This is a genomic window from Bradyrhizobium sp. T-12 (assembly GCF_058314695.1).
The window spans coordinates 3,135,733-3,160,694 of the sequence record NZ_CM177756.1 but is presented as its reverse complement, the minus strand read 5'-3'; the positions used below and the strand labels follow the sequence as shown (position 1 = coordinate 3,160,694).

28 protein-coding genes are annotated in these 24,962 nt (G+C 65.4%); 17 read left to right on the top strand and 11 right to left on the bottom strand.

Annotation, left to right across the window (positions count from 1 at the left end; all coding sequences use genetic code 11):
- Positions 1–700 precede the first annotated feature (700 nt).
- Positions 701–1,663, top strand: coding sequence for an ABC transporter substrate-binding protein (locus tag AC0WRY_RS14795; protein WP_259206211.1), 963 nt, complete (start codon positions 701–703; stop codon positions 1,661–1,663).
- 126 nt (positions 1,664–1,789) lie between these two features.
- On the opposite strand, the gene AC0WRY_RS14790 is transcribed toward AC0WRY_RS14795, so the two are convergent.
- Entirely contained in the window at positions 1,790–3,028 is a 1,239-nt protein-coding gene (locus tag AC0WRY_RS14790; protein WP_491123287.1) for an MFS transporter, read from the bottom strand.
- A gap of 128 nt (positions 3,029–3,156) precedes the next feature.
- Between AC0WRY_RS14790 and AC0WRY_RS14785 the strand changes: the two genes are divergently transcribed.
- Positions 3,157–3,750: a TetR/AcrR family transcriptional regulator gene (locus tag AC0WRY_RS14785; RefSeq protein WP_491123286.1), complete on the top strand. Its 594-nt coding sequence runs from the start codon at positions 3,157–3,159 to the stop codon at positions 3,748–3,750.
- A gap of 205 nt (positions 3,751–3,955) precedes the next feature.
- Positions 3,956–4,927, top strand: coding sequence for an AraC family transcriptional regulator (locus AC0WRY_RS14780; protein WP_491123285.1), 972 nt, complete (start codon positions 3,956–3,958; stop codon positions 4,925–4,927).
- A 91-nt stretch (positions 4,928–5,018) separates the two neighbouring features.
- Here the strand turns inward: AC0WRY_RS14780 and AC0WRY_RS14775 are convergent, their stop codons facing one another.
- Positions 5,019–6,392: a PleD family two-component system response regulator gene (locus tag AC0WRY_RS14775; RefSeq protein WP_194407672.1), complete on the bottom strand. Its 1,374-nt coding sequence runs from the start codon at positions 6,390–6,392 to the stop codon at positions 5,019–5,021.
- Positions 6,393–6,406: 14 nt separating this feature from the next.
- Positions 6,407–6,772 carry a response regulator gene (locus AC0WRY_RS14770; RefSeq protein WP_008130064.1) on the bottom strand — a complete coding sequence of 122 codons (366 nt, stop codon included), beginning with the start codon at positions 6,770–6,772 and terminating at the stop codon, positions 6,407–6,409.
- A gap of 239 nt (positions 6,773–7,011) precedes the next feature.
- On the opposite strand from AC0WRY_RS14770, the gene AC0WRY_RS14765 reads away from it, so the two are divergent.
- From AC0WRY_RS14765 to AC0WRY_RS14755, 3 genes are read left to right on the top strand one after another with little or no spacing between them, the layout of a single operon-like run.
- Complete coding sequence (locus AC0WRY_RS14765) at positions 7,012–7,323, top strand: DUF3572 domain-containing protein (protein WP_211417476.1); 312 nt, start codon at positions 7,012–7,014, stop codon at positions 7,321–7,323.
- Positions 7,320–8,609, top strand: a complete 1,290-nt coding sequence (locus AC0WRY_RS14760) for a DNA polymerase IV (protein WP_194407669.1) — start codon at positions 7,320–7,322, stop codon at positions 8,607–8,609. Before AC0WRY_RS14765 ends, AC0WRY_RS14760 begins: the two co-directional genes overlap by 4 nt.
- A complete protein-coding gene (locus AC0WRY_RS14755) occupies positions 8,609–9,016 on the top strand; it encodes an ACT domain-containing protein (protein ID WP_491123284.1) in 408 nt (135 codons plus the stop codon). Before AC0WRY_RS14760 ends, AC0WRY_RS14755 begins: the two co-directional genes overlap by 1 nt.
- Positions 9,017–9,028: 12 nt before the next feature.
- On the opposite strand, the gene AC0WRY_RS14750 is transcribed toward AC0WRY_RS14755, so the two are convergent.
- Entirely contained in the window at positions 9,029–9,430 is a 402-nt protein-coding gene (locus AC0WRY_RS14750) for a RidA family protein (RefSeq protein WP_128920555.1), read from the bottom strand.
- A 218-nt stretch (positions 9,431–9,648) separates the two neighbouring features.
- The gene (locus tag AC0WRY_RS14745) at positions 9,649–10,494 is read right to left on the bottom strand and encodes a cell envelope integrity EipB family protein (RefSeq protein WP_491123283.1); all 846 of its coding nucleotides are present in this window, start codon (positions 10,492–10,494) and stop codon (positions 9,649–9,651) included.
- Between the two features lie 245 nt (positions 10,495–10,739).
- Here AC0WRY_RS14745 and AC0WRY_RS14740 point away from each other — a divergent pair, with 245 nt between their 5' ends.
- From AC0WRY_RS14740 to AC0WRY_RS14725, 4 genes are all read left to right on the top strand, one after another.
- The gene (locus AC0WRY_RS14740) at positions 10,740–11,207 is read left to right on the top strand and encodes a RidA family protein (protein WP_018321130.1); all 468 of its coding nucleotides are present in this window, start codon (positions 10,740–10,742) and stop codon (positions 11,205–11,207) included.
- A 6-nt stretch (positions 11,208–11,213) separates the two neighbouring features.
- Positions 11,214–11,960, top strand: a complete 747-nt coding sequence (locus AC0WRY_RS14735) for a glycerophosphodiester phosphodiesterase (protein WP_491123282.1) — start codon at positions 11,214–11,216, stop codon at positions 11,958–11,960.
- Between the two features lie 165 nt (positions 11,961–12,125).
- A complete protein-coding gene (locus AC0WRY_RS14730; RefSeq protein ID WP_194407665.1) occupies positions 12,126–13,367 on the top strand; it encodes a GNAT family N-acetyltransferase in 1,242 nt (413 codons plus the stop codon).
- Between the two features lie 53 nt (positions 13,368–13,420).
- Positions 13,421–13,846 carry an HIT family protein gene (locus tag AC0WRY_RS14725; RefSeq protein ID WP_491123281.1) on the top strand — a complete coding sequence of 142 codons (426 nt, stop codon included), beginning with the start codon at positions 13,421–13,423 and terminating at the stop codon, positions 13,844–13,846.
- Between the two features lie 45 nt (positions 13,847–13,891).
- Here AC0WRY_RS14725 and tsaA read toward each other — a convergent pair whose 3' ends face one another.
- The 4 genes from tsaA to AC0WRY_RS14705 form a co-directional block, all read right to left on the bottom strand.
- On the bottom strand, positions 13,892–14,383 hold the full coding sequence (gene tsaA, locus AC0WRY_RS14720; RefSeq protein ID WP_194407663.1) for a tRNA (N6-threonylcarbamoyladenosine(37)-N6)-methyltransferase TrmO: 492 nt from the start codon (positions 14,381–14,383) through the stop codon (positions 13,892–13,894).
- 32 nt (positions 14,384–14,415) lie between these two features.
- Positions 14,416–14,766 carry an AzlD domain-containing protein gene (locus AC0WRY_RS14715; RefSeq protein WP_194407662.1) on the bottom strand — a complete coding sequence of 117 codons (351 nt, stop codon included), beginning with the start codon at positions 14,764–14,766 and terminating at the stop codon, positions 14,416–14,418.
- A complete protein-coding gene (locus tag AC0WRY_RS14710) occupies positions 14,763–15,503 on the bottom strand; it encodes an AzlC family ABC transporter permease (protein WP_491123280.1) in 741 nt (246 codons plus the stop codon). Before AC0WRY_RS14710 ends, AC0WRY_RS14715 begins: the two co-directional genes overlap by 4 nt.
- 145 nt (positions 15,504–15,648) lie before the next feature.
- On the bottom strand, positions 15,649–16,578 hold the full coding sequence (locus tag AC0WRY_RS14705) for a lytic transglycosylase domain-containing protein (RefSeq protein ID WP_491123470.1): 930 nt from the start codon (positions 16,576–16,578) through the stop codon (positions 15,649–15,651).
- A gap of 129 nt (positions 16,579–16,707) precedes the next feature.
- On the opposite strand from AC0WRY_RS14705, the gene AC0WRY_RS14700 reads away from it, so the two are divergent.
- Together AC0WRY_RS14700 and AC0WRY_RS14695 are read left to right on the top strand one after the other, a co-directional pair.
- Positions 16,708–17,742 (top strand): TRAP transporter substrate-binding protein, encoded by a 1,035-nt coding sequence (locus tag AC0WRY_RS14700; protein WP_491123279.1) that lies wholly within the window; start codon positions 16,708–16,710, stop codon positions 17,740–17,742.
- 70 nt (positions 17,743–17,812) lie between these two features.
- Complete coding sequence (locus tag AC0WRY_RS14695) at positions 17,813–18,451, top strand: HAD family hydrolase (protein ID WP_285812296.1); 639 nt, start codon at positions 17,813–17,815, stop codon at positions 18,449–18,451.
- On the opposite strand, the gene AC0WRY_RS14690 is transcribed toward AC0WRY_RS14695, so the two are convergent.
- Together AC0WRY_RS14690 and AC0WRY_RS14685 are read right to left on the bottom strand one after the other, a co-directional pair.
- Entirely contained in the window at positions 18,448–19,488 is a 1,041-nt protein-coding gene (locus AC0WRY_RS14690) for a phenylacetaldoxime dehydratase family protein (RefSeq protein WP_491123278.1), read from the bottom strand. The genes AC0WRY_RS14695 and AC0WRY_RS14690 overlap by 4 nt on opposite strands.
- A gap of 28 nt (positions 19,489–19,516) precedes the next feature.
- Positions 19,517–20,533 carry a carbon-nitrogen hydrolase family protein gene (locus AC0WRY_RS14685; RefSeq protein ID WP_491123277.1) on the bottom strand — a complete coding sequence of 339 codons (1,017 nt, stop codon included), beginning with the start codon at positions 20,531–20,533 and terminating at the stop codon, positions 19,517–19,519.
- Positions 20,534–20,723: 190 nt separating this feature from the next.
- On the opposite strand from AC0WRY_RS14685, the gene AC0WRY_RS14680 reads away from it, so the two are divergent.
- The 5 genes from AC0WRY_RS14680 to AC0WRY_RS14660 all read left to right on the top strand — a co-directional run bounded on the left by AC0WRY_RS14680 (position 20,724) and on the right by AC0WRY_RS14660 (position 24,922).
- A complete protein-coding gene (locus AC0WRY_RS14680) occupies positions 20,724–21,671 on the top strand; it encodes an AraC-like ligand-binding domain-containing protein (protein ID WP_491123276.1) in 948 nt (315 codons plus the stop codon).
- A gap of 109 nt (positions 21,672–21,780) precedes the next feature.
- Positions 21,781–21,999, top strand: a complete 219-nt coding sequence (locus tag AC0WRY_RS14675; protein ID WP_491123275.1) for a hypothetical protein — start codon at positions 21,781–21,783, stop codon at positions 21,997–21,999.
- Between the two features lie 114 nt (positions 22,000–22,113).
- The gene (locus tag AC0WRY_RS14670) at positions 22,114–23,139 is read left to right on the top strand and encodes an aldo/keto reductase (RefSeq protein ID WP_194407654.1); all 1,026 of its coding nucleotides are present in this window, start codon (positions 22,114–22,116) and stop codon (positions 23,137–23,139) included.
- Between the two features lie 67 nt (positions 23,140–23,206).
- Positions 23,207–23,368, top strand: coding sequence for a hypothetical protein (locus tag AC0WRY_RS14665; RefSeq protein ID WP_194407653.1), 162 nt, complete (start codon positions 23,207–23,209; stop codon positions 23,366–23,368).
- A gap of 132 nt (positions 23,369–23,500) precedes the next feature.
- On the top strand, positions 23,501–24,922 hold the full coding sequence (locus tag AC0WRY_RS14660; protein WP_491123274.1) for an MFS transporter: 1,422 nt from the start codon (positions 23,501–23,503) through the stop codon (positions 24,920–24,922).
- Positions 24,923–24,962 lie beyond the last annotated feature (40 nt).

Sequence of the window (24,962 nt, the reverse complement as noted above, 5' to 3'; positions counted from 1 at the left end):
CGATGGGCCAGAAGCTGACCTTTAGGCCAACTGTTGTGCACCCTGTTTCAGCCCGCAGCGTGAGGATTGACAACCGTATAGCCGCGCAATGATCGCGGGTGCATCCTCGTGACGTGGCCGCCTGAGTTGCGTCAAAGGCCGTCCAAATGTCGCCTCCGAGATGCTGTTCTAAAACGAACACGTGCCCGCGTCGCGCCGCGACCATGCCGAGCGCGGGCGAGGTACGCGGAAAGCGTAGCCAGTTGGCTGCGAGGTTTAGTTCAGGCACCACACGACCAAACACTCGCAGCGCCGGGCCACAACCACAAAACGAAGAAGGGCAGCCGGTCGGCCGACCGGCGACAATCCGGTTGTGAGCACCAGCAGGCAACGCCCTTGTGCTCTCGGCCGTGGCTAAAGTTGTTTTGGGCGATACGCCTGCAGTGGATGGGGTGAAATTCGTTCACCGCGCGTCTGCGTGGACGACAAGTCACATGGCATGATGACATTGCATTCGGGCGCTTGGCTGATGCGGTAAGGTCCCGCTTCCGAGCAGATTGGGCTGATGACAACAAGGAGATACGCAAAAAATACTTGCTTTAACATTGCAGGACTCCAAACTGAGATCCTGCCCCGGGCACAAAGAAACGAACAACAATTTGGCTGAAAAGCGACGGAAACAACTGCAATCGCGCTCCACTCTCGACATCAGGAGAAGCTCGTGAGTCGAATAGTAACGCGTCGCGCGGTGCTTACGACGGCCTGTTCGATTACTATCGCTGCTGTTGCAGATGCCGATTCATTGCGACCGCGGCGCATCGGGTTGGTTACCTCTGGCTCCGGCGAGCGAATTATCGGATGGTTCAGAGAAGCCTTCAAGTTGATGGGGTACCGGGAAGGAAGCGACCTAATCATTGATCTGCGCGAGGCGAAAGGTCACTACTCTCTGCTGCCCGGTCTAGTCTCGGAGCTCATCGCACTGAAGCCGGACGTTATCATCGCTGAAGCGACACCTGCGATTGCGGCGGCACAAAGGGCGACTTCGACGATTCCGATTGTTATGTCGCCAGCCACCGATCCTGTCGGTTCAGGCTTCGTCAAAAGTTTCACGAGGCCCGGAGGCAACATAACCGGCACAGCGAATATGTTCGCAGATCTCACGACCAAGACGCTGGACATTATTCGCCTGCTCTTTCCCAAGGTACAGAAAATCGGCGTACTCACCTCAAATAACCCGGTGCACCCGGCGATGGCACAAAGTGCAACGAAGGCAGCAGTGGTCATCGGCATTTCGGTGCAGCGCTTCGTTGCGCCGAACCCGGAAGACCTTGAAAAGGCGTTCGCAGACATGAAAGCGGCGGATTGCGATGTGGTTTATGTACTTGCAGACCCACCGCGCGATGCCTTGCCATCAATTGCTCTGAAGTATCGGCTGCCCACGGTATTCCAGGTCAACACTTACCCGGATCGGGGCGGATTGATGGCTTATGGGCCGGACCTCAAGGCTCTCTTCCTACTTGCAGCCGGCTACGTGGACCGCATTCTAAAGGGCGCGAATCCAGCGGACTTGCCGGTTGAGCAGCCGACCAAATTTGAGTTCGTGATCAATCTCCGGACGGCAAAAGCATTGGGATTGACTGTCCCTGAGCAAGTGCTTCTGATGGCGGACCGAGTGATTGAATAGGGGTCCCGCTTCCGAGATATGGACATGACCTAAGTCCGATCCGGGTCACAAGCGGCCCATCACGGCCAAGCAACGCGGCGTCCGCTCAAAGCTCGCAAGCTGACAATGGCGTTTTCACGCCGCTATCTACGCCGTCCGCAACACCGGCGCCGGCGGCTGTGACGGCCTGACCAGCGCGAATGCCACCTGGACGATGCCGCCGGCAAGGCCGAGCGCGACGCCGATGCGCCAGGCCATGGTGTAGGAGCCGAGCGCGTCGTAGAGCACGCCGCCTCCGTAGGCGCCGAGGAAGCTGCCGATCTGGTGGCTCATGAAGGCAAGACCCTGGATCATCGCCTGCCAGCGCAGGCCGAACATCTCGGCGACCGCGCCCGCGACCAGCGGGCCGACGCCCATCCAGAGGAAGCCCATGATGGCGCCGAACAGCAGCGTCGAGAACGGGGTCGCCGGCAGCATGAAGTACCAGGCGAGCGCCAGCGAGCGCAGGATGTAGATGCCGCCCAAGAGCGCCAGCTTGTTCCAGCGCTGGCCGGCCCACCCGAAGAACAGCGAGCCCAGCACGTTGAAGCCGCCGATCATGCCGAGCGTCTGCGCGCTCAGCATCGGATCGAGGCCGCAGATGGCGAGATATGACGGCAGATGCGTGGTGAGGAACACCAGCTGCATGCCGCAGACGAGATAGGCGCACGTCATCACCACGAAGGAGGCGTTGCCGAACGCTGCCTTCGTCACCGCCGCCGCACTGGCATCACCGATGTCGTCGGCGGCGGGCTTGGGCAGCGGGACCTGATCGACGCGGCCGGCATACCACGCCGCGGGGATCATCAGGACCGACATGACGACGAAGCCGGCGAGCCCTGCGCGCCAGCCAAAACCCTCGTTGAGCATCTGCCCGATCGGCGCCGACAAGAGCGCGCCGAGGGAGCCCGCGCCGGAGACGATGCCGAGCACGGTGGAGCGCACAGTAGCAGGCACCGCGCGGGCCGCCACCGACATCGCGATCGCAGCCGCGGTGCAGGCCAGCGACGTCCCGATCAGGACTCCGGCGCCAATCATGATGCTGACGAGGCCGTTCGCGGTCGCCATCAGAATGAGTCCGACGATGTACATCAGCGAGCCCGCGATCATGATCGGGCGGAAGCCGTAGCGCACCGTCATCGCGCCGGCGAGCGGCTGAAGAAAGCCCCAGGCGAGGTTCTGCACCGCCAGCGCCAGCGTGAAGTCCGAGATCGAGATGTGGATGTCATGCGTCAGCGGCTGCATGAAGATGCCGAGCGACTGCCGCAGCCCCATGCTCAGCGTCAGCATGATCGAGGCGCCGATCAGGATGGGCAATGTCGGACGCAGGACCTGCAGCAGGGGCATTTTCGTCTCCCTTTGGGCACGGCGCAATCGCCGCCGTCTGCTTTTGCCGTTGATTTTGGTTACACAGACCTGTGTACTTAGGCTATGATTGGCAGGTGCTGTCAAGCGAACAGGACCTTTTCTGCTGCATGGCTCCCCCGCCCGCCCCACAGACGATGAAAGAGCGGATCCTTCAGACCGCCGACAAGCTGTTCTATCTGCGAGGCATTCGCGCGGTCGGCGTCGACACCATCGCGGCGGAGATCGGCATCTCCAAGCGCACACTCTACAACCACTTCCCCTCCAAGGACGCGCTGATCACGGCCTATCTGGAGCGCCGCTTCGTGCACGCTTCGCCTTCCGACAAGCCGCCGGCCGAGCAGATCCTCGCCACCTTCGATTCGCTGGAGCGGCGTTTTGCGGCCAGGGATTTTCGCGGCTGCCCGTTCGTGAATGCGGTCGCCGAGCTCGGGCCCGCGGACCGCGCCGTGAAGAAGATCGCAGTGGCCTTCAAGGAAAGCCGCCGCCTCTGGTTTCGCGACCGCCTGACCGAGCTCGGCGTGACGGAAGCGGACGCGCTCGCAACGCAGCTCGTGCTCCTGGTCGACGGCTCCATTGCCCAGGATCTCGTGCGCGACGATCCGGCGATGGCCCGGGCGGCGAAGGAAGCGGCGAAGGTGCTGCTGCGGAATGCAGGGGTGGATGTGGGGGATGGCGCCCGGAAGCCCGCGAAGGGACGCTGACGCGCAGGCGGTCTTTCGCGTCTTTGCCTTGTTCGCAGCCGCCGTCGGGTTTCGCTCCAGCGCAGCGAACTTTAGCTGCGGCGCATTCATCGGCGCGCCCGGAATTTCTTGTCCTCAAACCCAAATTGCCGCGCTAAACAGGCGATGTCACTTTGGTTGTGCATGCGGCCCTGCCATCTGGGCGACCGAACCGCGCGAGGTCAGGATGAACCGGATCAGTTTCACCTCGGACCAGCTTCCTGCGCGCCTCGGCGACGCGGCGCGGTTCGCGCAATGGCATGAGCAATTCGAGGCGCTGACTTGCTGCGTCGACTATTCGCGTTTCGAGGACTGCGCCTTCCGGGCTCAATTTCAGTTTGCGCAATTTTCCGATGTGCGGGTCGCGTTGTTCGATGGAACGCTGAAACGGTTTGTCCGGTCGGCAAGCGCCATCGCGCGTGGCCCTGACGATGCTTTTTGCCTGCTGCTCAATCGCGGGACGGCACGAGTACAATTGTCACAGTTCGGCCGGGATGCTGCGGCCGGCCCCGGCGGCGCGTTCCTCGGGACCAACGGCGCGGCCGCCGAGATGATGGTCGAGGCGCCGGGCGAATGGGCGACCGTGACGATCGCCCGAGACCGTCTGCTGCAGCTCGTTCCTCGTGCCGACGATCTCATGGCAAGGCCGCTCGATCCCGGCCAGCCGGCACTGCGTCATCTCAAGCGCTATCTGGAGAGCGTGCTCGACCCAGACGAGGTCGGGCACGATCCCGATCTGGACCGGCACATCGGCACGACCGTACTCGATCTACTCGCGCTCACCTTGGGCGCCAGCCGCGATGCTGCCGAGGTCGCCAGCCTGCGGGGCTTGCGCGCGGCGCGGCTGCGCGAGATCCTTGCCGAGATCAGGGCGAGCTTCACCAATCCGGCGTTCTCGCCGCGCAGCCTGGCGCAGAAGATCGGATTGTCGCCCCGGTACATCCAGGTTCTCCTGCAGGAGACCGGTGCGAGCTTCACCGAGCGCGTGCTGGAATTGCGCCTCCAAAGCGCAAGGGCGGCGCTCGCCTCGCGCCAGCACGGCCGGCTCAAGGTGAGCGAGATCGCCTACGCCTGCGGCTTCAACGACATCTCGTATTTCAACCAGGCCTTCCGTCGCCGCTTTGGCGCCTCACCGACCCAGTTGCGCGGGTCGCCGTAGTCGACGTCAGCTGTCCGCGCAAGCCATTGATTTAGCTAGCGTCGGCTACTGTGCATGGGGTTGTTTTCGCATATTTTGCCGCGGACGGCGCTCACGCCGCCTGCGACACCACGCGGTTGCGGCCGTCGTGCTTGGCCCGATACAGCGCGGTATCGGCTCGCTTGAGAACGTCGGCGACCGCCTCGCCCTTCTGCTCCAGCGTGGTGAGGCCGATCGAGATCGTGACCTCGATGCGCTTGGCGCCCTTGTGGATCGCGAACGGCTCGCCCGCGATCGAGCGGCGCAGGCGCTCGGCGACCATGCCGGCGACGTGGAGATCGGTCTCCGGCATCACGATGACGAATTCCTCGCCGCCGTAGCGGCAGGCGAGATCGATGCCCCTGATCGACTTGCGCACCCGCACCGCGAATTCGCGCAGCACGTCGTCGCCGGCGTCGTGGCCGTAATTGTCGTTGATCGACTTGAAGAAGTCGATGTCCAGGATCATCAGCGCCAGCGGCTTGCCGCGCGTTGCGGCCTGCTCGGCCAGTGTTGCCAGATGGCTCTCCATGTAGCGGCGATTGTGCAGGCCGGTGAGCGCGTCGGTGATCGCCATCTCGATCGAGTTCTGCACGTTGTCGCGCAGATGATCAGTGTAGCGGCGGCGGCGGATCTGGGTGCGGGCGCGCGCCAGCAGCTCGGTCTTGTCGATGGGACGCAGCAGATAGTCGTTGACGCCGATCTCGAGGCCGCGGAGCAGCCGCGTCGAGTTCTCGGGGTCCGCGATGGCCAGGATCGGCACATGCCGCGTGCGCTCCAGCGAGCGCGCCTGGCTGCACAGCCTGAGGCCGTCGAAATTGTTGAGGTCGAGCGAGACGATCAGGAGATCGTAATTGCCCTCGGCCGCGTGGAACAGCGCCTCCGTCGGGTTCGGCTCGACATCGATGGTGTGCTCGGCCGCGAGGATCGTCGCCAGCCGCTCGTAGGAGGACTCGCGATCGTCGACCAGCAGGATGCGGCCGCCCTTGCCGGTGTCGGCCACGGCACTGCGCTCGGGCGCCTGCATGCCGATCTCGAGCGAGGTGATGGCGCGCATGCGCAGCTCATCGGTCATCATCTTCAGCCGCGTCAGCGAACGCACGCGCGCGATCAGGACGACGTCGGAGACGGGTTTTGTGAGGAAATCATCGGCGCCGGCCTCGAGCCCGCGGTTGCGGTCGGACGGACTGTCGAGCGCCGTCACCATGACGACGGGAATGTGATGCGTGGCCGGATCGGTCTTGAGGCGGCGACAGACCTCGAAGCCGTCCATGTCAGGCATCATCACGTCGAGCAGGATGATGTCGCATTCGGCACGGGCGCAGATCGCGAGCGCCTCGGTGCCGTTCGCGGCGGTCATCACGTCGAAATATTCGGCGGAAAGGCGGGCCTCGAGCAGCTTGACGTTGGCAGGGACGTCATCGACGACCAGGATACGCGCAGACACTGTGAACTCACTTCCTATCCGATGAAACGCCGGACCGTCTCGATGAATTTGCCGACCGAGATCGGCTTGGACAAATAGGCCTCGCAGCCGCCCTCGCGGATGCGTTCTTCGTCGCCCTTCATCGCGAACGCCGTGACCGCGACGACGGGAATGGAACGCAGCTCCGGATCGTCCTTGATCCAGCGCGTCACCTCGAGGCCGGAGACCTGCGGCAACTGGATATCCATCAGCACGAGGTCGGGCCGCATCTTGCGAACGAGGTCGAGCGCCTCGTAGCCGTTGCTGGTGCCGGAGGTCTGATAGCCGTGCGCCTCCAACAGGTCGCGGAAGAGCTTCATGTTGAGCTCGTTGTCTTCCACGATCAGGACGGTCTTAGCCATCCCGCCCTCCTGATTGGTCCGAAGGACCGATGCATGTGACGCCTCAGACGCCGCTCGCCGGCGTTTCGAAAACTGGATTCAAACTAGCCTCAGATTCGCTTGAGTTTCGTTAAACCCGAGGATCGACTTTCTGCGATGTGGTTTCCAGTTGCTTGTCTGGGGGTCGGAAGACTCAGAGGCGAGACTCGGGCATGATGCAAAGTAGACACCGAAAGTTAACGGAAAGGCAAACCGTCCCCTTGAAAAAGCCTGTTCACAACCCCCGCGAAGTCGCTGAAATCGTTGCGATTCAGGCGCTGTCCTTCGTTGCCAGCGAGCCCGAGCGGCTGGGCCTGTTCCTGGCCGAGACAGGAGTCGGACCGGAGACCCTTCGCAATGCCGCCGCCGACCCCAATTTCCTGCTCAGCGTGCTCGATTTCGTGATGCGGGACGATGCCACAGTGAAGGCTTTTGCCAGCTCCGCGGAACTGCACCCGACCAACGTCGCCGCAGCGCGGCAGGTCCTGGGCGATGCGCTCGGCGACCCCTCCTGGGAGCGCGATGTGCCGTGAGCACCCCCGTCCCGGCCGGGCCCCGCTGCTTCTGCCGGGATTGTCTGGCCGACCTGGATACGGCCGTTCGGCGCTGCGCGGCCTGCGGTTCCCCTCGCCTCGTCCGCCACCGGACGCTGTCCACGCTGACCATCGCGCATATCGACTGCGACGCCTTCTACGCCACGGTCGAGAAACGGGATAACCCCGATATTGCCGACAAGCCCGTCATCATCGGCGGTGGCAAGCGCGGCGTGGTCTCGGCCGCCTGCTACATCGCGCGCACCTATGGCGTGCGCTCGGCGATGCCGATGTTCAAGGCCTTGGAAGCCTGCCCGCATGCGATCGTCATCCCGCCCGACATGACGAAATACGTCCGCGTTGGCCGCGAGGTGCGCCAGGCCATGCAGGCCCTGACGCCGCTGGTCGAGCCGCTCTCGATCGACGAGGCCTTCCTCGACCTCTCCGGTACCGAGCGCGTGCACGGCATGATCCCGGCAAAGGTGCTGGCGCGCTTTGCCCGCGACGTCGAGCGCGACATCGGCATCTCCGTCTCGGTCGGCCTGTCCTGCAACAAATTCCTGGCCAAGATCGCCTCCGACCTCGACAAGCCGCGCGGCTTTGCCGCGCTCGATCAGGAGGAAGCGCGGCTGATGCTGGCGGACAAGCCGGTCGGCTTCATCTTCGGCGTCGGGCCCGCCACGCAGGAGCGCCTGGTCCAGCGCGGATTTCGCATTATCGCCGATTTGCAGAAGGCCGACGAGATCGAGATGATGCGGCAGTTTCCGAGCGACGGCCGCAGGCTGTGGCGGCTCGCACGCGGCATCGACGACCGCCGTGTCGAGCCTGACCGCGGCGCCAAGACCATCTCGAGCGAAACCACCTTCGAGACCGACATCCGCGATTTCGCGACGCTGGAAAAGATCCTGTGGCGGCTGTGCGAGAAGACCTCGTCGCGGCTCAAGAGCAGCGAGCTCGCCGGCTCGACCGTTACGCTGAAGCTGAAGACCGCCGATTTCCGCCAGCGCACGCGCTCGCAGTCGATCGCAGCCCCGACCCAGCTCGCCGCGAAGATCTTTGCGATCTGCCGCGAGATGCTAGCGAAAGAGATCGACGGCACCGCCTTCCGCCTGATGGGGGCCGGCGTCAGCGCGCTGCGCGACGGCTCGCCCGCCGACGACACCGACATGCTCGACCGCCGCGCCGCCCACGCCGAGCGCGCGGTGGACAGCCTACGCAAGAAATTCGGCAGCGCCGCGGTGATCCGAGGCATCGCCTATGAGGGCCCGGAGAAGGCGCAGGAGTGATGGCCGGTGAACGCGATATCCAGGTGCTGCTGCGGGACATGAGGCCGCAGTTGCGGCCGGGCACCTTCGTGTTCTGCACGATTCCGCTCGACGAGCGCATCCCCGCCGAGGTCAACCCGCTACTCACCTTTCGCGAGCAGGAAGGCACCACGTTGGTCATCTCTCGCGAGGACGCCGAGCGCGCAGGACTGCGCTACGCCTTCGTCTCGCGCCTGATCACTCTGGCGGTTCACTCCGCGCTCGATGCGGTGGGATTCCTCGCGGCCATCACGGCGCGCCTCGCCGAAGCCGGCATCAGCGTCAATGCCGTGTCGGCGTTTCATCATGACCATCTCTTTGTGCCCATTGACAGAGCAGACGAAGCGATGGCTGTCCTACGGGACTTGTCCAAAGTGCAGCGTTCGTAGCCCGGATGGAAATCAATCCGCGACCGCAATCGCCTCGATCTCGATCAGCCATTCCGGCGCGGCGAGCGCGGTGACGCCGAGAAGCGTGGACGCCGGCGGCTCCATGCCTTCGAAGAAGGCCGAGCGGGCCTTGCCGATGATCGGGCGCAGCTCCGGCTTGTAGTTCACGACGAAGGTCGTGATCTTGACGATGTTGGAATAGCTCGCGCCGGCTGCCTTCAGCGCATGGCCGAGATTCTGCATCACCTGCGTCGTCTGCGCGGCGATATCCCCCTCGCCGACGATCCGCCCCTCCTCGTCCACCGAGACCTGCCCCGAGATGTAGATGGTGCGCGCGCCCGAGGCGGTGACGACGTGGGAGTAAGCGGGATTGTGATGCAGGCCGCTGGGGCGGAGATGGTCGAGCTTGGGCATGAGGTTGCCTCCCTGAGGTTTGTGCTTGGGAGGGAGCGTAGCGGGAGAGTATGACGAGAGCTAGTCTGCCACTGCGAAGATTGATCTCGCACGGACAGAGCGAAGCGTGCCCACGATTTTGCCCACTGCTGAAAAGCGGTGGGCACGGCCCGCGAAGCGCGCGCCTCTGCCCCCTACGCCTTGCCCGCCCTTCGGCCACCGCTCGCGCGGAGAGCCCGTCAATTGCAGGGCTTGCTGTCCTTGACGTCGAACTTGCCCATCGCGCCGGAAATGACGAAGTCGTTGTAGTCGAGCATGAGCTGGCGCGAGACGCCGTTCTCGTAGAGCTCGAACGACATCGCATAGACCGGCGTCTGCTCGCCCTCTTTCTGCTGGGCGTCGCGGTCGAAATAGCTGACGGTGACGGGCCAGCGCTGCAGCGACTTCATGTGCTCGTCCGACGTCGAGGGATCGGCGGAGGTGGCGCGGTCGGCAGGGATCGGCTGGCCGATCACGGTCAGCGTGTTGTAGACCTTCTGGCCATCGTCGGAGCCGTCATAGACGGACAGCTCGAGCAGCGATTTGCCGTCCTTGGCGGCGGCGATGATGCGCTGGATCTGCTCGGTCGGAAACACGATCTTGCCGTCGAGGGTAAAGCTCTTCGGCGCCGGCAGCTTCAGCTTGACGTTGATATGGTCGCCGTCGCGCTCGGCCGAGCCGTCGACGCGGCCGGCGTCCGCCTCGTTCATCCGCGTCTCGATCTTGAAGCGATAGCTCTTGCCCGCGGCGTCCTCCCAGGAATTGGAGCGGAGGTCGCTGAGCGTGACCTTGCCCTCGCCGCTGTCGAGCTCGGAGACCTGGCGGAATTCGGAGGTGTAGCCCTCGCACGAGCTTCCGGTGAAATTGTAGAGGATGCGGCCACGGGCGCTGTTGACCGAATTGGAGCGCGATTTCACCAGGCTCAGATCATAGAGGGCCTGATGCGCCAGAAACGGACCGTTGGCGGCCTGCGCGCGGTCGCCAAGGCCGAAACTGGCCGCCGCGAGCGCCATCACACCGAGCGAAGTCCGGAAAAGGTGCACCATGTCTATTCCTTGGGGACGCGTCCTGGGAAGCGCAGATTCGACATTTTACTGACCGTTCCATTGCGTCGCAACTGAGGCCGTTTCACGTAAAGTTGCGGCCCTGGCGTTGAACCTACCGCCTCGCCGCGGGCCAAAGCATCTTCTTGCGGGTTGCTTGCATGTAGCGGCCCGATGGGCGAAACAGGGCGCGCCCGGCCACCTTGCGGACGCGCCGGGGCGAATGATTTTGGACAACGAGGTCGGACATGGCGGGCACGGTCGAGCAGAAGCTGGCGGAACAGGGCATCAAGCTGCACGAAGCCCCCACCCCCGTCGCCAATTACGTCCCGTTCGTGCGCACCGGCAATCTGCTGTTCGTCTCCGGTCAGGTCTGTTTCGATCCCGCCGGCAAGCTGATCGCAAAGGGCAAGCTGGGTGCCGGCGTCTCCATCGAGGACGGCGCGGCGGCCGCACGCGGCTGTGCGGTGAACCTGCTGGCCCAGGTCAAGGCGGCGCTCGGCGATCTCGACAAGGTGGTGCGCGTGGTGCGTCTCGGCGGCTTCATCAACTCGGCGCCGGACTTCCTGGACGGGCCGAAGGTGCTCAACGGCGCCTCCGACCTGATGGTCGCGGCCTTCGGTGACAAGGGCCGCCATGCCCGCACCACCGTCGGCGTCGCCTCGCTGCCCGCCGATGCGGCGGTCGAGGTCGATGGCGTGTTCGAGGTCGCCTGACGGAACATGCGCGCTCCTGATTGGCTGACGGCCCGGCCGGTCGCCCATCGCGGCCTGCACGACATCTCCCGCGGCATCGTCGAGAATATGCCGGGCGCGGTGCAAGCTGCGATCGCGGGCAATTTCTCGATCGAGGTCGACATCCAGCTCTCCGCCGACGGCGAGGCCATGGTGCATCACGACCATGCGCTCGGCCGCCTCACCGAGGCCACCGGCGAGGTCGTGTCGAAGACCGCCGCGGAGCTGAAGGCCGTCAAGTTCAGGGGTACGGACGAGCGCATGATGTCGCTGCCCGACCTCTGCGCCCTCGTCGCCGGCCGCGTGCCGCTGGTGATCGAGGTGAAGAGCCATTTTGGCGGCGACCGCAAGCTGGTGAAACGGATGGCCGAGGTGCTGGAATCCTATGACGGGCCAGCCGTCGGCATGTCCTTCGATCCCGATCAGGTGCAGGCGCTGCGCGAGCTGCTGCCCTCCCGCCCGCGCGGCATCGTCGCGCAGCGGACCTATGAGGACGACTACTGGGCCAAGCTGACCCGGGAGCAGCGCGACAGCATGCTCTATCTACGCCACGGATTTCGGACCCAGCCCCATTTCGTGGCCTTCCGGGTCGATGACCTCCCGGCCCCCGCCCCTTGGATCGCCCGCAACGTCTTCGGCTGCGCCCTGTTGGGATGGACGGTGCGGACCGGCGAGCAACGGACCCGGGTCGGACAGTATGCGGACCAGATGATTTTCGAGGGGTTCGTGCCGTAGGCCTTGCGCGTGGTCCGGACAAGCGGCGACGCGTAGCGTTGCTGCGCAGAGCCGGGATCCAAGGGGCCGGCATGCGAGCGCGGAGAGATGGGCCCGGCTCTGCAGCGATAGCGTGCCTCCCCACCCCCTTGAAGTCGCTGCTGCAATGCACGATCTTGGAGGTCGATGGCATCATCCGAAATCACGCTCGAGGCAGTACCGTCGATTGACCACGTGTCACCGGAGGATTGGGACGCCTGCGCCAATCCCGCCGGACGGTGCCATGGGGCTGGCAACGGAACCTCATCCGCTCTCCCAGGCGATTCCCTCGATCTCTTAAAACCCGCCTATAACCCCTTCGTCTCCCACGCATTTCTCTCCGCCGTCGAAAAATCAGGTTCGGCGACGATCCGCACCGGCTGGGGCCCGCGGCATCTCGTGGCCAAGATCGATGGCCGCGTCGCCGGTGTTGTGCCCTGCTATCTGAAATCGCATTCCCAAGGCGAGTACGTCTTCGACCGCGGCTGGGCCGACGCCTATGAGCGCGCCGGCGGACGCTATTATCCGAAGCTCCAGGTCTCGGTTCCCTTCACCCCGGCGACGGGCCCGCGGCTGCTGGTCCGCGACGGCGTCGACCGCGAGCGCATCATGGACGCGCTGGCGAGTGGCCTCATAGCGCTGTGCGGCGTCAGCAAGGCCTCCTCCGTCCATGTCACCTTCGCGCGCGAGGCCGAGTGGAAGCTGCTCGCCGAGCACGGCTTCCTGCAGCGGACCGACCAGCAGTTCCACTGGCACAATGAGGGCTTTGCGAACTTCGACGCCTTCCTGGCGACGCTGAACTCTCGCCACCGCAAGTCGATCAAGCGCGAGCGGCGCGATGCGCTCGCCTCGGGCGTCACGATCCACTGGCTCACGGGCAAAGACATCACCGAGGATGCCTGGGACGCGTTTTTCATGTTCTACATGGAGACCGGCTCGCGCAAATGGGGCCGGCCTTATCTCACGCGGGAATTCTTCTCGTTGATCGGCGAGACCATGGCAGAGGACGTGCTGCTGGTGATGGCCCGCCGCAACGAACGCTGGATCGCCGGCGCGATCAACTTCATCGGCTCGGACACGCTGTTCGGCCGCAACTGGGGCGCGGTCGAGCATCATCCGTTCCTGCATTTCGAGGTATGCTATTATCAGGCGATCGACTTCGCCATCCAGCGCGGCCTCACGCATGTCGAGGCCGGCGCGCAAGGCGAGCACAAGATCGCGCGCGGCTACCTGCCGCGCACCACCCACTCCGCCCACTTCATCGCCGATCCCGGCCTGCGCCGCGCGATCGACGATTACCTCAAGCGCGAGCGCGCCTATGTCGCCGAGGCCGGCCGCGAGCTTGCCGAGCTCGGCCCGTTCCGCAAGGGCATCGACGAGGCGCCTTGACGGTTCACCTTGGCTGGTGACAGTAAGCGCAAATTGTTCGAGGAGCCGCCGCCATGACCACCTACGACACCAACAATATCTTCGCAAAGATCCTGCGCGGCGAGCTGCCCTGCTACAAGGTGTACGAGGACGAGCACGTCTTTGCCTTCCTCGACATCATGCCGCGCGTCCCCGGCCACACGCTGGTGATCCCGAAGGCCCCTGCCCGCAACATCCTCGACATCAAGCCGGACGACTACGCCCATGTCGCCCGCGGTGCGCATAGGATCGCAGCGGCGGCGATGAAGGCCTTCAACGCCGACGGCATCACCGTGCAGCAATTCAACGAACCCGCCGGCGGCCAGGTGGTGTTTCACCTCCACATGCACGTGATGCCGCGCCATGACGGCGTCGCGATGCTGCCGCCCGCCAGCCGCAAGGAAGAGAACAAGGTGCTGGAAGAGCACGCCGCCAAGCTGATCGCGGCGTTGAAGGACTGATCGTCATTGCTGGACGCGACGAAGTCGCGAGCCCGGAATGACAGCCTACTCCGTCTCGAAATCACCCTTCTGCGGCGCCGCCAGCGGCGTGAATTCGCACCGATCCGGCTTGATGTCGATCAGCGGCGTGTTGTCGATGCAATCGAGACCGCGCACCAGGATCGTGTTGCCCTCGATACCGACCAGCTTCACGATCGACGTGCCGATCGGATTCGGCCGCACCGGTGAGCGCAGCGAAAAGGTGCCGCGGGTCTTCTCGTTGTTCTTCGGGCTCTGCAGGATGATGTCGCGGCGCGACTGGTCGAGCCAGTAGAGCACTTCGAGGTTGCTGTAGAAATCGACGCCCTTGATGGCCGGCACGAACGGCTCGAAGATCTCGAGGCGGCAGATCGGGCCGTCCTGACGCCCCTGCCGCGGCGTCTCCAGCCGCGATGTCCAGGGCGTGCGGATACGGCCGATGAAGACGAGACCGGCATCCTGCGTCGGTGGCAGCTCGATGGCGACCTCGCCCTCGCGGAGCTCCTGTTCGCGAACCATATTTCCTGTTCCTTGGCTGTTCGCCGGCAGTTTTAGCCCAACCACCACGTGCCGGCCAGCATGAAGACTTCACCGGTCACGACGCCCGCGAAGATCGAGCGGCGCGTCAGCAGGAAGGCGACGAGGCCGGCGGCCACCGCGCCATAGCGCAGGACATCAGGCACGCCGGCGAGCGCGCCCGGCGGTTCGACCACGATCTGCGCGATGACGCCGGCGAGGATCGCGGTGGCGACCGCCCGCACCCAGACCAGCAGCTCGGAGCCCTCGTCGATGCCGCCGCCAAACCACAGGCCCAGCATGCGCCAGATCTGGTTGGGAACGACGCCGGCGACGAACAGCACGACGAGCGCCTGCCAGTCGCCGATGAGCTGCGCGTAGCTCATGCGCGCACCTCCCGCCACCAATGCACGCCGTAGGCGATGGTGCCGGCGACGAGCCCGCTGACGAGAATGTCGAGGCCGGAGTTCATCTTCGCGGCGAGCGGATAGAGCAGAACCCCAAGCGCCAGCGCGACGACGTCGGCGGCCTCGCGACTGTTGCGCGCGGTCGAGAACAGGAACGACAGAGGTGTCAGCAACAGGATCGCCGCGCCAAGCGTCTGCGTCAGGTTTGCAGCAAGAAAATAGCCGACCGTGTTGGCGGTGAGGCACACCGAGACCAGACCGAAGCCAAGTCCGTTGACGAAGGCGATCCGCCGCTCGCGCGGCACAAGCGGCAGGAAACGATGGCATTCGACCCACAGCGTCACAGCCGTGAGATGTGCGGCAAACACCAGCTCGCGCCGCTTGGTGGTCGGCGTGCGCATCAGCGGCAGCACCGAGACGACCATTGGAAACAAGCGGATCGCGCTGACGGTCACCGCGATCGCCGACTGGATGATAGTGGCGCCAGAGCCGAGCGTGGTGATCAGGATGATCTGCGCCGGCCCCGCCCAGACGAACAGCGTCGAGCACAGCGCCCAGAGCAGGCTGAAATGGGTGTCATGGGCCAGCGCGCCGATGCCCAGATAGGTCGCGAACAGCACGAGGGTGAGGATCGTCTGCGTGATCGAGCGCAGGCCCCAGCCGAAGGCGAGCCAGGGGCTATTCCATTGCGGTGAATCGAGCGGAGGGAGCGCCACGGAAGTCTGGCCGGGTTGCGGAATCGAGCCTGCATAACGGGCAAGACGACGGCTCGCGTCAAGGAAGGGCACGGCGGGGCTGGCATGCGCTGTTCCGACACCCACCGCCGTCGTTCCGGGGCGCGCTCCGGAATGACGAGCGGAGTTACCCCGCGACACCCTTGTTCTTCAGCACGAAGCAGGCCCCGCCCGCCTTGCGGATCCGGCTACACAGATCATCCGCCTCACTGCGCGTATCCGCACCGATCCGCACCTGATAGAACGCGCGCGTGCCGCGGCTGCGCATCACCGACGACAACAGGCTCGGATCGCGCTCGCCGATCACCGAACTGAGACGCGTGACGGCACGGGAATACATCGCCAGCGCCCTGTTGCGGTCGAAGCCGGCGGCGAGCTGGACGCCCCAGGCCTTCGCGGCCGCAAGCTCGACATGCTGCTCGAGCTCGGCGACGAAGGCATTCGGCGCACGCTTGAGCAGCGCCATCAGATCGCGGCAGCTCGTCGGCGGTGAGCTGGGCGGTCCCTTGCCGGTCGCCCCTGCCTTAGCCCAGGCATCGACGCTCGTGCCCGTGATGGCGTAGACGTAGTTGCGGGTCTGCTCGGGCATTGCACCGGTGCCGGCGAGCCATTCCTGCACCCGGCGCGGGCCGGCATTGTAGGCCGCTGCGGCAAGGCCGAGATTGCCGAACTGACTGCGCAGCTCGCTCAAGAACTCCGCCGACTTCGGCAGCGCCTGCACCGGATTGAAGGGATTGAGCAGCCCGCGCTCGCTCGCGGTGCCCGGCATGAACTGCGCGATGCCCTGCGCCTGCTCGCCGCTGCGCGTTGTGGGGCCGACCGCGTCGGCCTGGAAACGGCTCTCCTGCCAGATCACCCGGGCGAAGAATTCCAGCGGCAGATTGGCATCGCGCGCGGCCGCCTCCACGATCAGGCAGATCGACTCCCGCGTATCGCTCTCGCGCGCGTCTGACTTCTCCGGCGGCTTCGCGGGCTCTGCGACGCCCGGAACGGCAGCGTCAGTCTTGTCGGGTGAGCTGTCCGACGCCGCAACCTGTGACGCTGCGACGAGCAGCATGGTGACGATCCTCCCTGCAATCTGCACCCATTGCGGGCAGGCATGGCGGTGGCGCACGCGGGCGCGGCATGCGACAAGATGATCTGCCATGCTGTGGCATCGTGCCATGGTTCGACGAGTCGCCAATTGATGCTGCCTGACCTGCCTCTTCCAATGCGCTCCCCCGCCAAACGGATCCGCTGCATTGTCGCCTTCGCCTGGATCGCGCTGGTCCTGAATGTCGCGCCGGCCCTCGCCGAGGTGGCCGCCAAAGTCACCTGGCAAATGACCACGGAATACCCTGAGAATAACATCTCCGGGATCGGGCTTGCGACCTTTGCCAGCCGCGTTTTCGAACGCACCCACGGTTTCGTGACCGCGGCCAACAACTTCGACAACAAGCTCAAGATCAATTCGGGCGAGATGCCGCGCGCCGCGCTCGATGGCCGGATCGCCGGCGGCGATGCGTTCGCGGGCGCGCTCTCCGGCATCGACCCGGTGCTCGGATTGTCCACCCTGCCGTTCCTCGTGCAATCGGTCGAGCTTGCCCGCGCCACCAATTTGCGGGCACGTCCGCTCTACGAGAAAGCGCTGGCGGCGCGCGGCCTCAAATTGCTCTATCTGACGATCTGGCCCGCCACGGGCCTGTGGTCGGAGCGCGCGCTCCAGGGCGCCGACGACCTGCCGACGCTCAATTTGCGGGCCTATGACGCCAATTCCAGCGCGGTCATGCGCGCGGCCGGCGCCAATGCACAGTTCCTGCCGATGGACGCCGCTCTCGCGGGGCTGAAGGAGCATCGCCTGAACGCGTTCCTCACCTCCGGCGACGGCGGCGCGGGGCGCAAGCTCTGGGACTTCCTGCCGCACTTCACGGCCATCAATTACGCGATGCCGGTCTCGATCGCGTTCGTCCGCAGCGACGCCTTTGCCGAACTGCCCGAGCCGATGCAGCGCGAGGTGCTGGCCGCAGCCGCCGAGACCGAGCAAAGCCAGTTCGCGCTATTGGCCCACCGCACTTCCGAGAATTATGCGCGCATGCGCGACAACGGCGTCACCATCGCCGAGCCGGCGCCGCAATCCCTCCTCGCCGCGCTCCGGAAGGCGGCAACGGCCACGGTCGCCGACTGGGAGGCGAAGACCGGCGCGGACGCCGCCGCGATCGCCGAATGGGCCCGGCAGCAATGACGCATCCGCTCTTGACTTGAAAGCCGATCCCACTAGCAACGGGGCAGCATCAACCATGGACCCCGGCGGCATGGCGACAATCTTCTTCGATCTCGACGGCACGCTCACGAACCCGAAGCCCGGGATTACCCGCTCGATCCAGTACGCGCTGGAACGGCTGGACGTCGCGGTGCCGAGCGAGGACGAGCTGACCTGGTGCATCGGGCCGCCGCTGCATGCCAGCCTGAAGAAGCTGACCGGAACCGACGAGCTCGCTGACCGCGCCCTGCTGCTCTATCGCGAGCGCTTTTCCGATATCGGCCTGTTCGAGAACGAAGCCTATGCCGGCATCGTGGATACCTTGACGACGATCGCCGCGACCAACCAGCGCATGTTTGTCGCCACCAGCAAGCCCGCAGTCTACGCGAGGCGCATCGTCGATCATTTCGGCCTGAAGCCCTACTTCGAGTACGTGTTCGGCTCCGAGCTCGACGGCACGCGCGTCGACAAGCGCGACCTGCTCCGTTATGCGCTGGACGAGACCAGGATCGATCCCGCCAACGCCATCATGATTGGCGACCGCAGCCACGACGTCATTGGCGCCCGCACCAACGGCATGACCGCGATCGGCGTGCTCTATGGTTATGGTAGCGAGGCCGAGCTCAAGGACGCCGGCGCGCATCACATCTGCGCCGCGCATCCCGAACTGCTCGGCCATTGCGTCGCCTAGGCGACGACGGTCTCGACCGCCGCCAGCATACCGGTCTTCGCGTGGCAGTTCAGATATTCGAAGAACTGCTCGTCCGCAGCCGCTACCGTGACCTCGTGATAGAGCCGCAATTTTGCTGACGGCCCGAGCGTCGACAGATATTTCATCGCCGCGCCGAAGATCTTCACGTGAGTCGGATGCGACTCCGCCCAGCGTTCGAGCGCCGCCAGACTCTTCCACCAGCTCTGGCCGTAGGACTTTTCGCTCATGCTTCCTTCGGCCGAGAGCACGCGCATGTAGCGGTTGGCATAGCAGCCGATCGCAATTCCATCGTCGCGCAGGAAATCCATGCCCTCGCGCAGCACCGGTTCGACGTCGTCAAGGTAGAGCTTGCGTTCCGACGCTTCGGTATCGCTCCAGTCCTGTCCCGAACGGATCAGGCAGAGATTGTCGTGCGCCTTTACGCGTAGCCGCCCGCCGTCGCGGATCAGCTCGGGAAGGCCGCCCGGCGACATCGGATCGACCTGCGAGAGCGGAATGCGATCACGCATGCCACCCCAATAGGCGTGCTCCTGCACCTCGCCGCTCATGCCCTCGGCAACCACCGCGACACCCTCGGGCCGGTCGGGCGAGGAGAAGAGCGTCTCGTGCCGCTCGACCGAGGGGCGCAACACCTCGATGAATGTGCCGATGCGCTCGCGCTGCTGTCCGGTCCAGGCCTCGCGCGCCGGTTCGAACCAGGCGTCGAAGCGCGCGAGGTCGTCCCAGTAGCCCACCGAGACGATGGTCTCATACCCGGCCTGATCGACATAGTGCGCGCGGTCCCAATGCGAGGGCCCGTCTTCCGCCGCAAACCGCCCCGCGATGTCGGCAAGCGCCTCCGTTGCGGCCACGGGCGCCGTGCCGCGAGACTGCACGCCGAAATATGCCATCACGACGCGGCTCACGGCCGGCTTGTAGCGTGCCACGAAGGACGGATATGGCGGCTGGTAATCGTCAGGCACGCGCTTGTGGCGCGTGCGCGTGGTTTCGAGATGTGCGGGAATTGCGGATTCCATAATCATGCCCTCCCCTCGATCGCCGTGATCAGCTCGCCGCCGCGGCAATGTCCGCGGGCTCAACGGTATCGGCCGGCAACGCGAACTGCTCGACGCGCTGATATCGCTTCCTGTTGAGCAGCAGCCGCGTCACGTCGGGGCGCGAGTAATGCCCGGCCGGGTCCGCCGCGTTCTTGGCGATGCCGATGGCGCCGAGATCGATCTCGGCGATCAGCAGCCCCTCCTGGTCCGGCGCCAGCTTGTCGCCGATCTGGCTGCCGTCAGGGCCGTAGATCGCGGCAAAGCCGCCGCCGGCATGGAGCAGCGCGTGCTTGTCCGGCCGGTCGCAGAGCTCGTCGATCATCGCCTGCGAGACCGTCGCGCAGGGCGCCAGGACGAAGCAGGAGCCCTCCACCGCGTAGACGCGCGAGGCGGCGTTGTTGACCTCGGCCCCCAGCGCCGGGGCAAAGGGATCGTAGAGCGAGAAGCTGGGCCAGGCCGCAACATGCACCTGCTCGTTCTGGGCATACATCGCGTATTTCGACAGCGGCTGCAGATGCTCCCAGCAGCACAGCGCACCGAGACGGCCGATGTCGGGCCGCGCATGGACCCCGAGATCGCTGCCGTCGCCCTCGCCATAGACGGTACGCTCGGCGTGGGTCGGCCGCAGCTTGCGCCGCTTGGCGATGGTCTCGCCATCGGGCCCGATCAGCCATTGCGCCAGATAGAGGCTGCCGCCGTCGCGCTCGGACAGGCCGATCACGGCGGTGAGCTTTGCCTTGCGTACGGCATCGCGCAAGCGTTCGGCCTGCGGGCTGTCATAGGCCAGTGAATTGTCGAAATAGCGCTGCACGAAGCCGCGGCCGATCGCCCAGGCCGGCGAGTCCATCCAGATATGCCAGGGGTAACCGGGGATGAAAGCCTCGGGAAAGGCGATCAGCTTGGCGCCCTTCTCGGCGGCCTCCCTGATCAGGGCGACCGATTTGTCGATCGAGGCGTCGAGATCGAGCCAGGCCGGCGCCGCCTGCACCACCGCGACCTTGTATTTCGGATGTTCGATGCCCATTGCCGCCTCCCTTGCCGGTTGATCGGAAACCGTCTCCGATGCAGTCTATTGGGCCAAGCTTGGCGACCGGGCGCTCGACCACGGCGGAACAAAAACTCGACTGGGAAGGGACCGCCGGCCGGTACGGGATTTGCCTCCGAACAGGCTGGAGCCCCGCGATCTTGCTGGATGCGAAAGGGAGGCTGTCCAGATGGCAATCCAGTTCACGACGGACGGCAGCCCGGGCTATCGGCGGCTCGCCCTCTGGCAGGACATCGTCTGCGACGTGTTCGTCGGGCTCGACTGCAAGTCCGATCTCGGCAGCGCCTCGGTCACGCAGGCGTCGCTCGGCAAGGCGGTGTGCTCAGAGGTCTGCTCCGATCGCCAGCATGTGTTCCGCACGCCCTCCCGCATTGCGCGCTCGGATCAGGATTTCGTCCTGATGGCGCTCGGCCATCGCGGCGACGGCGGCGTGGTGCAGGACGGTCGCGAAACCGTGATTCATCCCGGCGAGTTTGCACTCTACGACACCACGCGTCCCTATGAGCTGAAGTTCAACGATCCCTTCACGCAGACCATCTTCAAGGTGCCGCGCGAGATGCTGCAGCGCCGGATCAGTGGCACCGAAACGCTGACCGCGATGACGTTCGGCACCGAGGCACCGCTCGAGCGGCTCGCTTATGATTTCATCTTCCGGCTTTGCCAGAACGCCGACCGCCTCGCGTCCGACAACGCCGCCGCGTTGTCGGAGCAGGCCGTCGATCTGCTCGCGATGGCGCTGAGCGAGCGGCTGGGCAGGACGTCGCTGCCGTCCTCGACCCACCGCTCCGCGCTGATCTACCGGCTCAAGGCGCATATCCGCGCCCATCTCGCAGATCCCGACCTTTCATTGTCGGAGACCGCGGCCGCGCTCGGCATGTCGCCGCGCTACGTGAACGACCTTCTCGCCGACGAAGACACCTCGTTCCAACGCTTCGTCCTCGCCGAACGACTCGCCCAGTGCCGGCGCGACCTCACCTCGCCCATGCTCGTCCATCGCCATATCAGCGAGATCGCCTTCGCCTGGGGCTTCAACGACCTCTCGCATTTCGGCCGCGTCTTCCGCGAGCACTTTGGCATGTCGCCGCGCGACTTCCGGCAAAGCCAGTTGCGGCATTGAGCTGCCATCTTCGCGAGCCTTCGCCTTGAGCGAAGGCTGCGCTCGCCAAATCCAGATTGTCTTGTCAGTCTGTGTGGCTCAGGCTGTCCGTATGAGGATGCACGCCACGATGAGCGGATCGGAGCTGCTGCTGAGCGTGATCGCGATCCGGCTCGCGGTGCTGGTCGTGGTGGCCTTCGGCTTGACACTGCTGCCGCGGCAGGCGCGCAACGACGCCCTCGCCTGCAATGCGACTGTCGCAGCGGCAAGCGAGGCGCGGCCACCGGCCGGGATCACCGGCCCACGCATCGTCGATGCCGCATTCGCCGACATGCTTCAGCACGACTAGGCCGCTCCCGAGCAAGGCCGCCATGTGCGTCCGTGATAGGACAAGCCGCCCGCTTGCGCTAACCTCGGTGCAAGGCCGCATCGATCAATCAGCAGCCAGCCGAGGAGCATATCGATGGAATACCGACGCTTGGGCCGATCAGGCCTCATGGTGCCCGCCTTGAGCCTTGGCACCGGCACCTTCGGCGGCGTCGGCCGCCTCGCTGCGTGGGGAACGACGGACGCGACCGAAGCGCGGCGCCTGCTCGACATCTGCCTCGAGGCCGGCGTGTCGATGTTCGACACAGCGAATGTCTATTCGCTCGGCGAATCCGAGCGCGTGCTCGGCGAAGCCATCAAGGGCCGCCGTGACAAGGTGCTGATCTCGACCAAGGCCACTTTCCGCTTCGGCGATGGTCCCAACGACATCGGCTCGTCACGGCAGCATCTGCTCACCGCCATCGACGCTTCGCTGCGTCGGCTCGGCACCGACTACATCGATCTCTTTCAGCTTCACGGCTTCGACGCCTTCACGCCGCCCGAGGAGGTGCTCTCGACGCTCGACGTGCTCGTGCGCGCCGGCAAGATCCGCTATGTCGGCGTTTCCAATTTCTCGGGCTGGCACCTGATGAAGTCGCTCGCACTTGCCGACAAGCACGGCTTTCCGCGCTACGTCGCCAACCAGACCTATTATTCATTGATCGGGCGCGACTACGAATGGGAGCTGATGCCGCTCGGCCTCGACCAGGGGCTCGGCGCCGTGGTCTGGTCGCCGCTCGGGTGGGGCCGCCTCACCGGCAAGATCCGCCGGGGCCAGCCGAAGCCCGAAGTGAGCCGCCTGCCCAAGACCGCCGAGTTCGGCCCGCCGGTGCCGGACGAGCATGTTTATCGTGTCGTCGACGCCATCGACGAGGTCACGAAGGAAACGGGCAAGAGCGTGTCACAGATCGCGCTGAACTGGCTGCTGCAGCGCCCGACCGTCTCGACGCTGATCATCGGCGCGCGCAACGAGACGCAGCTTCGCGAAAATCTCGGCGCGGTCGGCTGGTCCCTGACCAAGGACCAGATCGCAAAGCTCGATGCGGCGAGCAAGGTGACGCTGCCCTATCCCTACTGGCACCAGCGCACGACCTTCACCGACCGCAATCCGCCGGCCGTGTAGGACGCTTGAGCTGCATCAAGCCCGCTTGCGTCGGCCGTGGCATTCTGCGGCCCTCGCGAGGCCGCCGATGCGCCGATTTGCCATGAAGGCCCTGTTCATGGTCCTCAATTTCAACCGCGCCGAGCGGCAGCGGATCGACTGGGATCGCGCCGTGCTCATTGCCTCGACGGCCGTCACGTTCGGCCTCGTCGCGCTGTACATCTTCGGAAAGTCGACAGCTCGCTGGTAAGCCCGCGGAGGCCGTACAGAGCCATGTTTGCCGCGCCGTTACGGGAACTGGCGGTATCCTGACGGGTTGCCGTCGATCCGGCAATTTCCTATTCGGAGATGAATCACGGCTCGAATCAACCGCGCCTCCATCATGTCGTCCGCCCCCATCGAGCACGCCGACGGCCTGCCGCAGCCGCAGCGCAATCAGGCGGTGCTGACGATCGCGCTCGGCATCATCATGGCCGTCGTCGACAGCGCCATCGCCAATGTCGCGCTGCCGACGATCGCGGCCGACCTCGACGCCAGTCCGGCCTTCTCGATCTGGATCGTCAACGGCTACCAGCTCGCGATCACGATCTCGCTGCTGCCGCTGGCCTCGCTCGGCGAGATCGTCGGCTATCGCCGCGTCTATCTGGTCGGGCTGGTGCTGTTCACGCTGGCGTCCGCCTTGTGCGCGCTGGCGCATACGCTGCCGCTGCTGACTGTCGCGCGCATCATCCAGGGCTTTGGCGCCGCCGGCATCATGAGCGTCAATTCGGCGCTGGTGCGCTTTACCTATCCACGCAGCCAGCTTGGCCGCGGCATCGGGCTCAACGCGCTTGTCGTCGCTTTTTCGGCTGCAATCGGCCCGACGCTCGCCGCGGGCATCCTGGCGGTCGGAAGCTGGCCTTGGCTGTTCGCCATCAACGTGCCGCTCGGCGCGGTGACGCTGTTGCTGGGCCTGCGCAGCCTGCCGCACACCAAGCCCGCCGATCGCTCCTTCGACTGGCAGAGCGCGGGGCTGTCCGCGATCACCTTTGGTGTCGGCATCGCCGCGGTCGACAGCGTCGGTCATGGCGAGGCAGCAATCACGTGCCTGATCCAGTTCGCCATCGCTCTTCTCGCCGGCGCGCTGCTGATCTGGCGCGAAACCCACATGACCTCGCCGCTGCTGCCGATCGATCTGCTGCGCATCCCGGTGTTCGCGCTGTCGATTGCCACCTCGATCGCCTCGTTCTGCGGGCAGATGCTCGCCTTCGTCGCGATCCCCTTCTACCTCCAGAGCCGCTTCGGCTATTCGGCCGTGCATATGGGCCTCCTGATCACGCCATGGCCGATCGCGGTGGCGTTCGCGGCGCCGCTCGCCGGCCGCCTGGTCGAGCGCTATCCGGCCGGCCTGCTCGGCGGCATCGGGCTCACGCTGTTCGCCTGCGGCCTGGCCGCGCTCGCGCTCCTGCCCGCGGCCCCGACGCCGTTCGACGTGATCTGGCGCATGGCGCTGGCGGGCGCCGGCTTCGGCCTGTTCCAGACCCCCAACAACCGCACCATGATCGCCGCCGCCCCGCGCGAGCGCGCCGGTGGGGCCAGCGGCATGCTCGGCACGGCGCGCCTGCTCGGCCAGACCACCGGCGCAGCGCTGGTGGCGCTGCTGCTCGGACGGTATCCGGTCGAGGGCACCAGGCTGGCGCTGCTTGCCGGCGTCGGCTTTGCACTCTGCGGCGCGGTCCTGAGCATGCTGCGGCTGTCGCCGGCCGGCGCGCGCGGCGCCGAACACGTCCGCGTGCAGGACGATCAGCGCTTGCGGGGCGATTGACGGCGTCCACCTTCCGGTACCCGCCATTCCCGTGCACAAC